At 64.1% G+C, this 14788-nt stretch carries 14 protein-coding genes; 1 reads left to right on the top strand and 13 read right to left on the bottom strand.

The features are described 5' to 3' along the window. Positions 1 to 121: 121 nt before the first annotated feature. The 12 genes from AC0L3A_RS19445 to AC0L3A_RS19390 form a co-directional block, all read right to left on the bottom strand. Complete coding sequence (locus AC0L3A_RS19445) at positions 122 to 904, bottom strand: SDR family NAD(P)-dependent oxidoreductase (protein WP_473255017.1); 783 nt, start codon at positions 902 to 904, stop codon at positions 122 to 124. Between the two features lie 57 nt (positions 905 to 961). Continuing rightward, positions 962 to 1552 carry a thiamine pyrophosphate-dependent enzyme gene (locus tag AC0L3A_RS19440; protein WP_473255016.1) on the bottom strand — a complete coding sequence of 197 codons (591 nt, stop codon included), beginning with the start codon at positions 1550 to 1552 and terminating at the stop codon, positions 962 to 964. Then, on the bottom strand, positions 1552 to 2091 hold the full coding sequence (locus AC0L3A_RS19435) for a thiamine pyrophosphate-binding protein (protein ID WP_007595796.1): 540 nt from the start codon (positions 2089 to 2091) through the stop codon (positions 1552 to 1554). Before AC0L3A_RS19435 ends, AC0L3A_RS19440 begins: the two co-directional genes overlap by 1 nt. 325 nt (positions 2092 to 2416) lie before the next feature. After that, complete coding sequence (locus AC0L3A_RS19430) at positions 2417 to 3160, bottom strand: aspartate/glutamate racemase family protein (protein WP_473255015.1); 744 nt, start codon at positions 3158 to 3160, stop codon at positions 2417 to 2419. A 9-nt stretch (positions 3161 to 3169) separates the two neighbouring features. Then, a complete protein-coding gene (locus AC0L3A_RS19425; RefSeq protein WP_219681234.1) occupies positions 3170 to 4435 on the bottom strand; it encodes an NAD(P)/FAD-dependent oxidoreductase in 1266 nt (421 codons plus the stop codon). Positions 4436 to 4438: 3 nt separating this feature from the next. Next, positions 4439 to 6100: a thiamine pyrophosphate-binding protein gene (locus tag AC0L3A_RS19420; RefSeq protein ID WP_473255014.1), complete on the bottom strand. Its 1662-nt coding sequence runs from the start codon at positions 6098 to 6100 to the stop codon at positions 4439 to 4441. A gap of 197 nt (positions 6101 to 6297) precedes the next feature. Continuing rightward, on the bottom strand, positions 6298 to 7083 hold the full coding sequence (locus tag AC0L3A_RS19415) for an ABC transporter permease (RefSeq protein WP_219681238.1): 786 nt from the start codon (positions 7081 to 7083) through the stop codon (positions 6298 to 6300). Then, positions 7080 to 7952: an ABC transporter permease gene (locus AC0L3A_RS19410; protein WP_473255012.1), complete on the bottom strand. Its 873-nt coding sequence runs from the start codon at positions 7950 to 7952 to the stop codon at positions 7080 to 7082. Before AC0L3A_RS19410 ends, AC0L3A_RS19415 begins: the two co-directional genes overlap by 4 nt. A 193-nt stretch (positions 7953 to 8145) precedes the next feature. After that, on the bottom strand, positions 8146 to 9204 hold the full coding sequence (locus AC0L3A_RS19405) for an ABC transporter substrate-binding protein (RefSeq protein ID WP_007595811.1): 1059 nt from the start codon (positions 9202 to 9204) through the stop codon (positions 8146 to 8148). 28 nt (positions 9205 to 9232) lie between these two features. After that, entirely contained in the window at positions 9233 to 10540 is a 1308-nt protein-coding gene (locus AC0L3A_RS19400) for an NAD(P)/FAD-dependent oxidoreductase (protein ID WP_354127246.1), read from the bottom strand. Between the two features lie 16 nt (positions 10541 to 10556). Further along, positions 10557 to 11273, bottom strand: coding sequence for an HAD family hydrolase (locus AC0L3A_RS19395; protein ID WP_007595813.1), 717 nt, complete (start codon positions 11271 to 11273; stop codon positions 10557 to 10559). A 35-nt stretch (positions 11274 to 11308) separates the two neighbouring features. Beyond that, the gene (locus tag AC0L3A_RS19390; RefSeq protein WP_473255011.1) at positions 11309 to 12391 is read right to left on the bottom strand and encodes an ABC transporter ATP-binding protein; all 1083 of its coding nucleotides are present in this window, start codon (positions 12389 to 12391) and stop codon (positions 11309 to 11311) included. Between the two features lie 212 nt (positions 12392 to 12603). Here AC0L3A_RS19390 and AC0L3A_RS19385 point away from each other — a divergent pair, with 212 nt between their 5' ends. Beyond that, positions 12604 to 13542: a LysR family transcriptional regulator gene (locus tag AC0L3A_RS19385; protein ID WP_007595822.1), complete on the top strand. Its 939-nt coding sequence runs from the start codon at positions 12604 to 12606 to the stop codon at positions 13540 to 13542. Between the two features lie 61 nt (positions 13543 to 13603). On the opposite strand, the gene AC0L3A_RS19380 is transcribed toward AC0L3A_RS19385, so the two are convergent. Further along, positions 13604 to 14515 carry a lipase family protein gene (locus AC0L3A_RS19380; RefSeq protein ID WP_473255010.1) on the bottom strand — a complete coding sequence of 304 codons (912 nt, stop codon included), beginning with the start codon at positions 14513 to 14515 and terminating at the stop codon, positions 13604 to 13606. Positions 14516 to 14788: the final 273 nt, after the last annotated feature.

The raw sequence follows: 14788 nt of genomic DNA, 5'->3' as shown, positions 1-14788 counted from the left end.
GAATCGACCAGACCAGCCCATTTTGATGTGTCAGCTATGTCTCCGAACACCTGTCAGTGATCTGTCCGGTCTAAACATCAAGCCGGGCGATGACAGCGAGTGTGGGACAACCTTCCGAGTCCTACTTCTCCTTCACCGGCACCGTGTAGTTCAGGATCAACCGCCCGCCATCCGGATAGATCGTCTGCCCCGTGATATAGGACGCATCGTCGCTCGCCAGGAACGCGACGACGGAGGCAACCTCGCTCGGCTCGCCGCCACGGCCGGCCGGCGTGCGTGACATCACGGTTTTGCGGGCATCCTCCGAGGTGTAGATGGACGACGCCACCATGTCGGTCAGGATCGTGCCCGGCCCGACCGCGACGACGCGAATGTTGTGCGGCGCGAGCGCGACGGCGGCCACTGATGTGAGCTGCTTCATGCCGCCCTTGGACATGGCGTAGGTCGCAAGTGCCGGGATTGCCAGCAGTGCATTGACCGACGACATGTTGATGATGACCCCGCCGCCGCTACCTTGCGCAATCATCTGCTTGGCCGCCGCCTGCACGCCGAAGAAGGCGCCCTTCAGGTTGATGCCGATGATCTCGTCGAATTCTTCTTCGGATATCTCCAGGAGGTCCCGGTTGCGGGCGACGCCGGCATTGTTGACCATGATGTCGAGCCGGCCGAACTCTCTTGCAGCCGTTGCGACCAGCTGGTCGACATCGACACGCTTGGCGACATTGCCGACGACAGTGCGCAAGGCATCCGGCCGCGCGAGTTCGGCGGCCGTCGCGGCCAAACCCTCGGCATCGACGTCCGAAATGACGACCTTGAGGCCGTCATCCAGAAATCGCTTTGCGCAAGCCTTGCCGATACCGCGCGCCGCGCCGGTGATGGCGGCGACCTTGCCGGATAATTTCATGGTCTCACTCCAGGATAGCTGCTTCACAGCAGACTGTCGCCGGGTGAGAAACCCGGCTCAGGCCGCCGCGAAGCCGAGATGAGCACGGAACCGGTTCTTGATAAAGACAGCATCGCGCGAGGGCAGCGAGCGCGGTGGATTTTCCGCCAGAACCTTGATGACAAGCAGCCGCGGGCCATCGGCCGGCTCGGCGATTTGGGTTGCGAGGCGCTGCACCTCCTCGATCGTCCGCACGGTTCCGGCAGCGGCAAAGCCGCAAGCCACGGCGATTGCGGTGAGATCGACGCCGCGCCCGGTGTGGCTGGCCTGCATCCCGGTCTCGCCAAAATGCTGGTTGTCGATCACGACGATGTCGAGATTGCGCGGGCGCGCGACTCCGATGGTGGCGATGCCGCCGAGGCCCATCAATTGCTCGCCATCCCCGGTCAAAGCGAGGACGCGTTTTCCCGGCTGGGCTTGCGCGAGGCCAAGCCCGATCAGCGCGGCGCCGCCCATGGCGCCCCAGAGATAGAAATTGCCGTCGTGGTCGCCGACCGAATGAAGGTCATAGGTCGGCGAGCCGAGGCCGGAGACGACCAGCGTGTCCTTGCGATTCTTCAGGAGCGCGGCAACGGCGGCGCGGCGATCGAGTTGAGCTTGCATTGGCATCACCACTTCTTCTTGCCGATCAGGCGCTGCCCGATCAGCACCGCGATCTGCTGATCGGAATCGTAGGCGAGCGCTGCGGCCGATTCGACCGTCTCGACCAGATCCTCCGCCGTCTCCGCCCGCATCACCTTCAAACCAATCGCTTCCAGCGAGGGCTGCGTCGCCCGGCTCATCGGCACCTGCCAGGGATTGAACTCGGCCCATTCGCCGCGCATCGTCACCAGCATCAGCAGTGGAAATCGTCCGATCGCCGACAGCGACAGCATGTTGATGCAATTGCCGACCCCGCTCGACTGCATCAAGAGCACGCTGCGCTGGCCGCCGAGCCAGGCGCCGGCGGCGATGGCGACGCCCTCCTCTTCCGTCGTCAGCACGTTGGTGGTGACGTCGCGATCGGCCGAGAACAGGCTGATGAGCTGGCTGTGGCCGGCATCGGGGACGTATGACATCTGCCGCACGTCGGCGGCTTTCAGGATGCGGTAGAGCTCGGACGGCCAATTGTCTGCGCGCGTGTCGGGATTGGATTGAAGGCTGTGCACCGCATGTCTCCGTGGATTTCGAGCGGCACTCTAACGATGTTCAGGCGCGAAAGCTCTGACCGTCTGGCGCGATCAGGTATCGAGGGATTGTATAGCTGCCTCTTCCGCTGCCGGTGGGACAGCGCACGATGCGCATGGCTGCGCCCTCTCCCCTTGCGGGAGAGGGCATCACCGCTGACAGATACAAACTCATTTGGATGAGGGGTATCTCTCCGTGCACTCATCCGCATCTATATGCGCGGAGAGATACCCCTCATCCGGCGCTTCGCGCCACCTTCTCCCACAAGGGTAGAAGGAAGAGGAGCCATAGGCAACTTCTCGACCTCTAGCCAAACTGGCGCGGCCGCAGTCCTGCATGAAACCAGGTGATCATGGAATAGATATCATAGACGGGCAATCCGACTTCGGCCTGAAGCGCCGCCGCATAAGGCGGCATGTTGGTGCATTCCAGCACGATCGCGCCGACATCCGGGTTGCTGGCGACCAGCTCCTTGCCGGCCTCGACCACGTCACGTTCGGCCTGCGCGATATCCATGTCGTCCTTCTCGGCCTTGATCAGGACGCGGAAGAATTCCTTGCCGTGCTCGGTGCCGACCAGCGGCGTATCGAGCGGCACGCCGGCACCTTCGAGATGAGCCGGCGTCAAGGATGAACCTGAGACCGTGACGAGGCCGACGCGCTTGCCCGGCGGCAAGGTCGCCTGCACCCACGGCACCTGCATCAGTGACGAGGTCGCGACGGGAACGCCGACCGCGGCTGCGATCTCCTTCTGGAACAGCGAGAGGAAGCCGCAATTGGTGGTGATGGCTTCCGCCCCGAGCAGCACCAGATCCTTCGCCGCATCGATGAAATCAGGCAGCAGACCGGCCGCACCGTTCAGCACCACTTTCTCGGGCGAGGCACCGCTCACCACGCGATAGAGCACGGGGAAAGGCCAGGTGGTGCCGTTGCCCATGTCGCCGGGAATGCGGGGAAAGCGCGCCTCCAACATCAGAATGCCGAGCGGTGCTCCATAGATGGCCTTGCCGCCGCGGGCGATACGAGAAGGCGAGTTGGCAGGATGGGTCATGATGCGATCTCAGAGAAAACGATCGGGCGAAAACGGTGCAAGCGGAATTTCCGGCGGCTTGCCGCTCAGAAGCTGGGCGACGAGACGGCCGGTGCGGGCCGAACCGACCAGGCCGATATGGCCGTGGCCGAAGGCATAGACGATGTCGCGCGATGCCCGCGCGTAGCCGATGCAGGGACGTCCGTCCGGCATGCTGGGCCGATGGCCAAACCAGGTCTTGATCCGCGAAGCCGGAATGTCCGTGCGCAGTTTCGGGAACATGCTGAAGAGGTTATTGCGCAGGATCTCGGCACGCTTCCAGTTCGGTGCGGCCTCGAGGCCTGCGATCTCGACCGTGCCGGCGGCGCGCAAACCCTTGTCGGTCCAGTTCACCACCATCTTCGCATCCGAGGCCATCATCGAGCTGCGCGGGCCTGCTTCCGGATTCTCGATCATGACGTGATAGCCGCGCTCGGTCTCCAGCGGCAGCGGATCACCAATGGATGCGGTGAGCCGCTTCGAATGCGCACCGGCGGCAATCACCGCGGCATCGCACGCAATCTCGCCGGTCTCGGTCAGGACAGCCACCAGCTTGTTGCCGGATAGTTTCAGCCCAATTGCCTTGGCCCGCACAAGCTTGGCGCCGCTTGCCAGCGCGTGTTGCGCGAGGGCTGCGACATAGGCTCCGGGGTCCCGGCAGCGACCGGCTTCCTCCACCACCACGCCAAACGTGTAGCGCGGATGCAGATCGGGCTCGCGCTGACGCATCTCGTCGGCCGAAAGCTCCAGCCATTCGACACCGACGCGCTTGCGCAGGCGCCAGCCGAGATCATCGTCGAAATTGCCGCGTGACGGGAAGACATGCATCACGCCGTTACGCTCGATCAATTCAGGAACGCCCGCCTCCTCCGCGAGCTTCCTGTGCAATAGCGGCGCGTCCTTCAGGAGATCGCGCAGCGCAAATGCCGTCTTCTCGACCCGCGCCTCGGTCCAGCCCGAGAGCAGATATTTGATCAACCAGGGCAGCGCCTTCGGCAGATAAGACCAGCGGATCGCGAGTGGCCCGAGCGGATCCATCAGATAACCCGGCACCTTCTTCCAGACACCGGGCTCGGCCGGCGGGATCACCGAATGCGAGGAGAGCCAGCCGGCATTGCCGTAGCTCGCCGCCTGTTCGCCACCGGGCTCGCCCGGATCGATCAGCGTGACGCGATGGCCCTCGCGCAGCGCCTCGATCGCGCTGATCACGCCGACCGCGCCGGCACCGATGATGGCGACGTGGCGGCCTTGCGGCATCGGCTATGCCTTCACCGCAGGGGCAAGGTCCTTGCCGACCGACATCGCACGCGGATCGATGATGCAGTGGAGGATCGACGGCTTGCCCGAGGCAAGCGCACGCTCGAACGCCGGCGCGAACTCTTCGGTGCGCTCGACGCGCTCGCCATGGCCGCCGAATGCTTTTGCGTACATCGCGAAATCCGGGTTCTTGAGCTGGGTGCCGACCACGCGTCCGGGATAGTCGCGCTCCTGGTGCATGCGGATGGTGCCGTATTGCGCATTGTCGACGACGATGACGACGAGGGCTGCGTCGTACTGCACGGCGGTCGCGAATTCCTGCCCGTTCATCAGGAAGCAGCCGTCACCGGCAAAGGCGATAACAGTACGGTCCGGATATTGTCGCTTCGCGAGCACCGCGGCCGGCACACCGTAGCCCATCGAGCCCGACGTCGGCGCGAGCTGCGAGGCAAAGCTGTGAAAGCGATGATGCCGATGGATCCAGCCGGCGTAGTTGCCGGCGCCGTTGCAGACGATCGCGTCCTTGGGCAGGCGATCGCGCAGCCAGGTCATGACCTGGCCATACTGGAACGTGCCCGGCAGCTCGCGCGCCTTGTCGGTCCAGGCGAGATAATCGGCATGCGCCTTGGCGGCCTCGCCCTTCCAGGCAACGGCGCCGGCCGGCTTCAGCGTCTCGACCGCGGCCGCGAACGCGGCGGGTGTGGCCTGGATCGCGAGCTCAGGCTGATAGATGCGGCCGAGCTCTTCGGAGCCGGGATGAACGTGGATCAGCTTCTGCCGCGGGGTCGGAATGTCGAGCAGCGTGTAGGATGAGGACGGCATCTCCGACATGCGGCCGCCGATGAGAAGAATGACATCGGCGCCGTCGATCCGCGCCTTCAGGCCCGGGCTCGGGCCGATGCCGAGGTCGCCGGCATAATGCGAGTGATCGGCGTCGATCAGCGACGCGCGGCGGAACGAGGTCGCGACCGGCAGGTCGAACCGCTCGGCAAAGCGCGCGATGCTCCTGGTCGCCTCATCGGTCCAGCGCGAGCCGCCGAGAATGACGAGCGGCGCCTTCGCGCCCGCAAGCATGGCGCCAACGCGCTCGATATCTGCGGGCGCCGGCCAGCTCATCGCCGGCTCGATCCGCATGGCGTCCGCAACGGCTGCGGTCTCGGTCAGCATGTTCTCGGGCAGCGAGATCACCACGGGACCGGGACGGCCCTGCATGGCGACGCGGAAGGCGCGCGCGACCAGCTCCGGAATGCGGTCGGGACGATCGATCTCGACCGCCCATTTCGCCATGGTGCCGAACACCGCCTTGTAGTCGAGCTCCTGGAACGCCTCGCGCTCGCGCATGCCGGTGTCGACCTGACCGACGAACAGGATCATCGGCGTGGAATCCTGCATCGCGATGTGCACGCCGTGGCTGGCATTGGTGGCGCCGGGGCCGCGGGTGACGAAGCAGATACCGGGACGGCCGGTGAGCTTGCCATAGGCCTCCGCCATCATCGCGGCACCGCCCTCGGCGCGGCAGATCATGACGTCGATCGGGCTGTCGTGCAGCGCATCGAGCGCCGCAAGGTAGCTCTCGCCCGGCACGCAGGTGACGCGCTCGACGCCTTGCGCGACCAGCTGATCGATCAGGATCTGGCCCCCGGTGCGGGTGTTGCGAATGGTCATGACGGCTCCCTCAAGGCTTTGGCGATGCGTTTCGCAGCTTCGCGAAAATTTTGTTCCGGGCTGGCGTAGGACAGCCGGAAACAAGGTGCAAGGCCGAAACCGCTGCCCGGCATTACGGCCTCGTCATGCCTCTCCAGAAAATAGCGGCGGCAGCCATGCCTCTCTCGGACATCGACCGGGGAGCAGGCCCCTTGCCGTCATGCCCCTTTGCGCTGCCGAGCGCTTGCCAGCAGCACCAGCATGAACGAGGCCGCCGTCATCAGTGTCGAGATGGCGGCGATGGTTGGGTCGATCTCGTCGCGGAGCGCGGTGAACATACGCTTGGTCAGCGGCTGATACTGGCCGCCGGAGATGAACAGCGCGACGATGGTCTCGTCCATCGCCGAGATGAAGGCGAAGATGCCGCCTGCGACCACGCTGGACTTGATCTGCGGCAAGGTCACCGCGAAGAAGCTGCGCAGGCGGTTCATGCCGAGGCTGCGTGCGACCATCTCCTGCGCCGGATCGAAGCTTTGCAGGCCCGCCAGCACCGAGATGATGACGTATGGCAGGCCCAACATGACATTCGCCAGCACCAGGCCCGGCAGCGTCGCGACCAAGCCGACTTTCGCATAGAGGAAGAAGATGCCCACCGCGGTGATGATGATCGGCACCACCAGCGGCAACAGCAGCATCATGTGGATCAGCCGCATGATCCGCAGCTTCGACTGGCTGATGCCATAGGCGGCGGCGACGCCGAGCGGCGTTGCGATAAACACGGTCAGAAGCGCGACCGTCAGCGTCACCCGCGTCGCCTGCATCCAGGCCGAGTTGGAGAAATACTGCTGATACCAGCGCAGCGAGAACGACGGCGGCGGAAAGGTCAGAAAGCGCGCGCTGGAGAAGGAGATCGGCGCGATGATCAGCACCGGCAGGATCAGGTAGACCAGCACCAGCGCGCTGATCATATAGAGGGCGATCCGGGCGGGCGACAATCGCGTCATTTCTGCCCCAATATGCGATCGAGCGAGATGAAGCGGCTGACGGCGAAAAAGATCGCGAGCACGCTTAAGAGCAGCACGACGGCGACCGCGCTCGCAGCACCGAACTGGTTGTAGAGCTCGACATTGCGGCTCACCAGCATCGACACCATCACCGTGCGGCCGCCGCCGAGCAGTTCCGGCGTGATGTAGAAGCCGAGGCAGAGCACGAACACCATGGTGCAGCCTGCGAGCACGCCGGGCAGAGACAGCGGCAGAAAGACGCGAACGAAGGTGAGCGACGGGCTCGCCCCCAGGCTGGCGCCGGCCTGCATGAGATCGCTCGGGATCTTCTGCATGGTGGCATAGAGCGGCAGCACCATGAACGGCAGGAGGATGTGTACCGTCGCAACCACCGTGCCGAAGGTGTTGTGCACCAACGCGAGCGGTTCGCTCGTGACGTCGAGATAACGCAAGAACTGGTTGATCACGCCGGTGCGCTGGAGCAGCGCCAGCCAGGCATAGGCCCGCACCAGCACACTGGTCCAGAACGGCAGCACGACCAGCGACAGGATGAGAATACTCCATCCTTTCGGCACCGAGTTGGCGAGGTAGGCCACGGGATAGCCAAGCAGCAGTGCGATCCCCGTGACCGCGAGGCTGATCTCGAAGGTCAGCGCAAAACTTCGCCAGTAGATGTCTTCGGTGAAGACGCGGCGATAATTCTCCAGCGTGAAGCCGTCATGGTAGATCGACTGCCAGGCGAGCCAGCCGACCGGCAGCACGATCAGAGCCAAGATCACCAGCAGCGCCGGCGACACCAATGCCAGCATCAGCCCATGCTCGCGGCGCTGATGCTTTTGGGAGGGATCTGGCATTGATGTCGTCAGCATTTGCTCGCTCATCTCGGGTGGTGCACCTCTCCCGCTTGCGGGAGAGGTCGGATCGCGAAAGCGATCCGGGTGAGGGTTCTGTCCTCTTGGGGAGTCTTTCTCGCGGAGATACCCTCTCCCCAACCCTCCCCCGCAAGCGGGGGAGGGAGCGCAGTGTCAGCTCTGGCACGACTTGCGCTCATCGCGATTTCGCTTACTTCTGCATGAACGACGCCCAGCGCTTCTCCGCCGCTTCGCCGGCTGGCGACGACCACCACGCGTAGGACATCAGCGCCTGCTTGGCCGCATTGGCCGGCTCGCTCGGCAATTGCGCGGCGCGCTCGGGCTTGATCACGTTGGTCTCGAACGCCTTTGGATTTCCCGGACCATAGTCGATATGCAGCGGCAGATTGGCCTGGTGCACGGGATCGACGGCCTCGTTGAGAAACTTGACGGCCGTCTCGAGATTCGGCGCGCCCTTGAGGATGCAGAGCGAGGTGCTTTGCAAAACGCCCTGGTTGTAGGTGAAGGCGACCTTGGCGCCTTCCTTCGCGACCGCGCTGACGCGGCCGTTCCAGGCCATCTCCATGTCGACCTCGCCGTCGTTGAGCAGTTGCGCCGACTGCGCGCCGGAGGTCCACCACACCGTGATATTCGGCTTGATCTCTTCGAGCTTCTTGAAGGCGCGGTCGACGTCGAGCGGATAGAGCTTGTCGGGCGCGACGCCGTCGGCCATCAGTGCCGCCTCGAGTGTGGCGAACGGGTGGTTGCGCAGTGCGCGGCGCCCGGGAAATTTCTTCACGTCCCAGAAATCGGCCCAGCTGTTCGGCGCGTCCTTCGGAAAGGTCTTCTGACTGTAGGCCAGGACGCTGGAATAGAACTCGTAGGAAACCGAATAGGGACTGCGATAGGATTCCGGCATCGCCGCGCCATTCGGAATCTTTGAGAAGTCGAGCTTCTCGATCAGCCCCTGCTCGCCGCCACGCAGGCAGTTGCCGGTCGGCGTATCCACGACGTCCCAGATCGGCTTGCCGCTGCCGACCTGGGTCTTGATCGCCGGCCAGGCATCGGGAATGGAATCCTGGTTGATGGTGATGCCGAGCTTCTTGGCGGAAGGATCGAGGATCGCCACCGTCTGCGCCTGCTGATAGGCGCCGCCTTGCGAGACAAAGGTGATCTGTTCGGCAGCGGCGGCGGTGCCGGTTGTTGCGAACAATCCGAGCGATCCGCCCAACAATGCGTAGCCAAATCGAATATCTCGTTTCGTCGTCATCCTCGCCTCCTCTGTCACCAATTGAATGTCACTGTCCGATCGCATCGAGAAATTGGTACCAGCCGGCGATCATGCGCACGGCGGGCTCGCGCAGCGGATAGAACGGAATCGCCCTCAGGCGCCGCGCGTCGAGCAGCCCGACCTCCGGTGTCTCGCCGCGGACGAAGGCGGCAAGATAGCGGCCCATCAGGCTCGACATCGCGACGCCCGCGCCGTTGTAGCCCATCGAGAACAGCGTGCGGTCGTCGAGCCGGCCGAGATGCGGCACCGAATCCAGCGTCATGGCAACGAGGCCCGACCATTTGTACGCGAGCGGCACATCGGCCAGGTCCGGAAAGATGCCGACCATCGCCTTGCGCAGCGCATCGAATGCGGCTTCCGAGTCCTGCCTGCCGAAGGCGCCGCGCCCGCCGAAGATGACGCGATTGTCGACCATGCGGAACCAGCGCATCATGCGCTTGGTCTCGGTGTAGGTGCGGCCCGTCAGCATCAGCTTGCCCGCGAGATTGCGCGGCAGCTGCTCGGTAGCGACCATGGCGCTGCGGAAGGGAATCAGGGTGCGCTGCATCTGCGCGGTGGCATCCGTCAGGTCCGAATAGCTGTTGGTGGCAATGATCGCCTGCTTCGCCCGCACCGCGCCTTGCGGCGTCTCCGCGACGATGCCGCCGTTGTCGCGCCGGAGTCTTACGACCGGCGACTCCTGGAAGATCGGCACCCCGCGGCGCGCGACGCCGTCGGCGAGACCGCGCAAATAGTTCAGCGGATGAATGCCGCCAGAGCCGGGATTGAGCACGCCGCCAACGAAGCTGTCGGAGCCGGTCTCGTCGCGTACGCCACGCTTGTCGAGAATACGGACCTCGGCGGAGCCCATCTCGCGCGTCATCCAGTTGGCTTCGTCGATCGCGGCCTTCAGCGTGGTCTCATTGTGTGCGGCCTTGACCTGGCCGGTGCGGGCAAGCTGAGCGCTGGTGATGCCGAATTCGGAGACCAGCTCCTCGACCATGTCGGTGGATTCATGCGCGATCTCGTACATTCGCCGCGCCATGGCGCGGCCGTGCACGGCGTCGATCTCGCGGAACGAGAGACGGAATTTTGCGGTGATCACGCCGCCATTGCGCCCACTGGCGCCCCAGCCCGGGCGGTTGGCCTCGAGCACGATGGGGCTGAGCCCGCTCTTGGCGATGTGGTGGGCCGCGGACAGGCCGGTATAGCCGGCACCGATGATCACCACGTCAGCCTGGCTCTCGCCGGACAGGACCGGAAACGCGCGCGCCGGCTCCGCCGTGGCTTCCCACAGCGAGTTGGCCGACGGCAATGCGCCCCAGTTCTGCGTCATCTCCGCGCTCACAAAGTTACACCGCCGGCCCGATCGCCGCGTCGGCGAGCGCCTTCAATGTCGGGAAATGGAAGTCCGGCTTGGTCAGCGTCTCCACGGCCGGCGTGCCGCCGAAGCCTGCCATGCCCTGACGCCGCTCGATCCAGCACACCTTGTAACCGAGCTTCCGCGCGATCCCGATGTCGTGATACTGGCTCTGCGCCACGTGCAGAATGTCGGACTGCTTGTAGCCGAACGCCGACTGGCGGCCCTTGTTGTAGGCAAAGAATTCCGGGTTCGGCTTGGCGACGCCGGTCTCGTCGGCGCAAACGGTATCGTCGAAGGGATTGCCGAGCGCATGCGCGTAACAGGAGAGCGCGACGCGGTCGGCGTTGGTCATCGCGACCAGGCGGAATTTAGTTCTCAGGCGCTTCAGAGCCTCGACCGAATCCGGGAACGGTCCCCAGCGCAGCACCGCGAGTTGGAACACGTCGCAGGAGGCGTCATCGGCCTGCAGCCCGAGCTCCTTGGCGAGATAGCGATAGACATGGAACATCACCTCGCTCGAACGCTCATGGTGCTTGTCGCGGCCACGCTTGTAGGATTCGAAGATCTTGTCGTCGCTGAGCTCGGCCGGCGACTTGCCCGAGATCCTGCGCACCGCGGAGAGCACGCCGGTCTCGAAATCGATCAAGGTGCCGACGACGTCGAAGGTGAGAACCTTGAAATTGCTGAACGAGGCTGCTGACGACATTTTGGCTTCTTCTCTCGGTTGGACAAGGCTTGGGTTCAGTCCCTCACCCTGGGTACGACGATGGTGTCCTCGGGGTGAAGGGTCACGGTGAGGCTGCCGCCGAGTGGCGGGATGCGGCTGTAGGCCTGGTGGTAGCTCGGCTGCCGCAGGCTGAGCACGATGCCGTCGGCGAGCGCCAGGAAGATGCGCAGGCTCTCGCCCTGATAGACAATGTCAGTGACCGTGCCGGTGAGCCGATTGCAGGCTGAGTCCGGCGCGCCGTCGTCGATCAGCAGCTTTTCGCTATGCACGGCGAGCATCAGCGCGTCCCCGTCGGGAATGGCGCGGGCGCTGCGCAGAAGCACATTGCCGAGCGCAACGCCGGAGGCATCGACGCGTCGCACGGGAAGCATCGTGGCTTCGCCGATGAAACTTGCGACGAAGGAATCCGCGGGATGATCGTGCAGACGCTCGGGCGCGTCGATCTGGATCAGCCTGCCGTCTTTCATCACGGCGACGCGGTCGCTCATGGTCAGTGCTTCGCGTTGATCGTGGGTGACGTAGATGATGGTGGCGCCGATGCGCTTGTGCAGCGCGCGCAGCTCGATCTGCATGGATTCGCGCAGCTGCTTGTCGAGCGCGGACAGCGGTTCGTCCATCAGGATCAGCCGCGGCTCGAAGATCATGGCGCGTGCGAGCGCCACGCGCTGGCGCTGGCCGCCGGAGAGCTGCGCGATACCGCGCTCTTCGTAGCCGGCAAGGCCAACCATCGAAAGTGCCGTGCGCACCTTGCCCGGCCAGACCGCCTTCGGCAGCCGTCGCGCGCGCAAGGGAAAGGCGACATTCTCGCCGACGCTCATATGCGGGAACAGCGCGTAATTCTGGAAAACGACGCCGATGTCGCGCTTGTGCGGCGGCATCCAGGTGACGTCGCGGCCGCCAAACAGGATCGTTCCGCTCGATGGCAGGATGAAGCCGCCGAGGATGCCGAGCAACGTGGTCTTGCCGGAGCCGGAGGGGCCCAGCAGCGAGACGAACTCGCCGGCGGCGACATTGAGGGACACGTCGTCGAGGGCGCGAACGGCACCATAGGCCTTGCTCGCGGATCTGATCTCGACGCTTTCCGCTCGTTTGTCCAACGATCGACCTCGCCATGTCCCTGCAACGGCGTGCCTCACTGCACGCCATAAGCCTGCTTTATAGACAGGAAATTTGAGCACTCACGGTCGAAGCGTGCACCGCACCAACATCTTCGCTCGCAAGCCCTGTCTTTAGGCTGTGACGCCAATGACACCAGACTTGGCAAAACTCGGCAATTGCCAAATTCTCACCTGGCTCATAACATGGTGTTATGCCCGAGCTGCGCCGCATGCTGCCCTCAAGTAACGCCTTGTTCGTCTTCGACGCAGCGGCGCGCAATGGCAGCTTCACGGCGGCTGCCGCCGAACTGAACGTCACCCAGCCTGCGGTGAGCCGGATGCTCGGACAGTTCGAGGAGCACCTAGGCGTTCGCCTGTTCGACCGAACAGCAGGACGTGCGGTGCTCACCGAGGAAGGCGAACTCTTGTATCGCCGCGTGCTCGAAGGTTTTCGCAGCATCGAGAGCGGACTCGTGGAAATCGAACGGCGGCGCAAGGGCACCGAGACGGTGACGCTGTCGGTCTCCTCCGCCTTCACCACGCACTGGCTGATGCCGCGCATCGACAAGCTGCAGAAGCAATTTCCGCAGGTCGATCTGCGCTTCCAGCTCATTTCCGGCGCGCTGCGCGGGCCGGTGGAGAATGTCGACCTCGGCATGCGCTTCCGCGATCGCGAGGAGCCGTCATCCGGCGGCACGCTGGTGATGAAGGAGGTCATGCTGCCGATGTGCAGCCCTGCCTATCTCGGCGAAACCGATCCCGCCGAGGGCAACACCATCATTAGGCTCGCCGAGACGCCGGGCGACTGGGCCGCGGATTACGCATCGCTTCTCACCGGGCGTCGCGGTGCGGCCAAGGCGCTGAGCTTCACGGACTATGCCGTCGTGATGCAGGCCGCCCTGCTCGGCCAGGGTATCGCGCTCGGATGGCTGACGGTCGCCTCGCACTGGCTGTTGACGGGCGCGCTGGTGCCGGCGTCCGACACGCTCACCACGACGCGCCGCATCTGCGAATTCCTGCCACCGCGCAACCGGCCGATGCGCCCCATCGCCGCCGAGATCCGCGACTGGATCACCGCCCAGATGAAAAGCGAGATCGCCGCGATCGACCGGCTCTATCCAAAGCTCGGCGCGATGGCTGCGTGCTACTAGAGCGTTTTCGGGCGAAGTGGATATACCGGCTCGCGTGAAGAAAACGCGTCAAAACCGGAGTCTAGGCGGGTGTCAGCGCGGCACAGTAACGATCGGGCAGGTGATCGCCGATGCCCGCCGGGAGCAGCACCGTAAGCCTGCCGACGACATCCGACCGCGTGTTCTCGGATACGCCGCTGAGGAGATTGCGGACCTGCTCACCAATTCCAGCATTCGCCATTGGCTCATCCGAACCAACATTCGTCGTGAGCTGGCTGGCGCTGAATTTGGCGCCGCGTGCACAGGCGAGATAACGGCCGACGTGATGAAAGCCAAGCCCGGGCGGAGGCACGGTCGGGACGATGTCGGTGCCGTGCACGAGACGATAGGTCATCCTGCCGAACGTACCGTTGTAGAGTGCGACGAAATCGTCGCGGCCCACGCGCGGACAACCGTAAAGATAGATCTGCGCATCCGCGAGTTGGAGCTGCTCCCGCGCGAAGTCCACCGTTGCCACCGCGATCGCGGCGCCGAGGCTGTGCCCAGTGATGAAGATCGGTGATTTGCGCGCCAGCGCTGCCGCCAGTGCGCTCTTCACGTCGTCCCACACGGCTGCCGCCGCATCGACGAACCCCTGGTGCACGGACGCCTTCGGTCGGCCAAGCGTGAAATCGCTGACCCAGTTCAGGAGATGAAGCGGGTCGGTGCCGGCGAAGGCGACAATTGTTGCGTCGCCCTTGCTCGCGATGATCCCGCGCGTGTCGGTCAGCGGCAGCGTCGAATGCGCCGGCTGGCTCAGCAGCTTGACACCGGACAGATCAAAGAACGGAGAGACCCTGTTGATCGTGTCCGGCACATGGGTCTCGTAGGCGAGTTGCGACATCCACATCATCGCGCGAGCGATGTCGAGATCAAAGCCGGTTGATGTCTCGTTGAATTTTGCAAATGCCCGTCGGTCATATTGATCGGGAGGAAGTTCGACCAGAATGCTCACATCAAGCTCCTAAATGGCTTATTGCTGCAATGCGTCGATCGAAAACGGAATGGCGCTACCTTCGCATATGGCTGGAACTTTGACAATCTGTGCGCGTGCCCGGGACGTATTCTGCCGTCGCGCTTAAGAGGACAAGGTTGAGACGAGGCACCTCTCCTCCACGTCATTGCGAGCGCAGCGAAGCAATCCAGAGTCTTTCCGCGGCGGGGGTTTTGTTTTGTTTTGGGGGCGCGGAAAATAAGGGGGGGTATGGGGTTTTGGCCCAAATTTTGT

This window comes from Bradyrhizobium sp. MI1.3, from assembly GCF_055811695.1.
The sequence above is the reverse complement of the archived record's forward strand: the minus strand, read 5'-3'. Positions and strand labels throughout refer to the sequence as shown.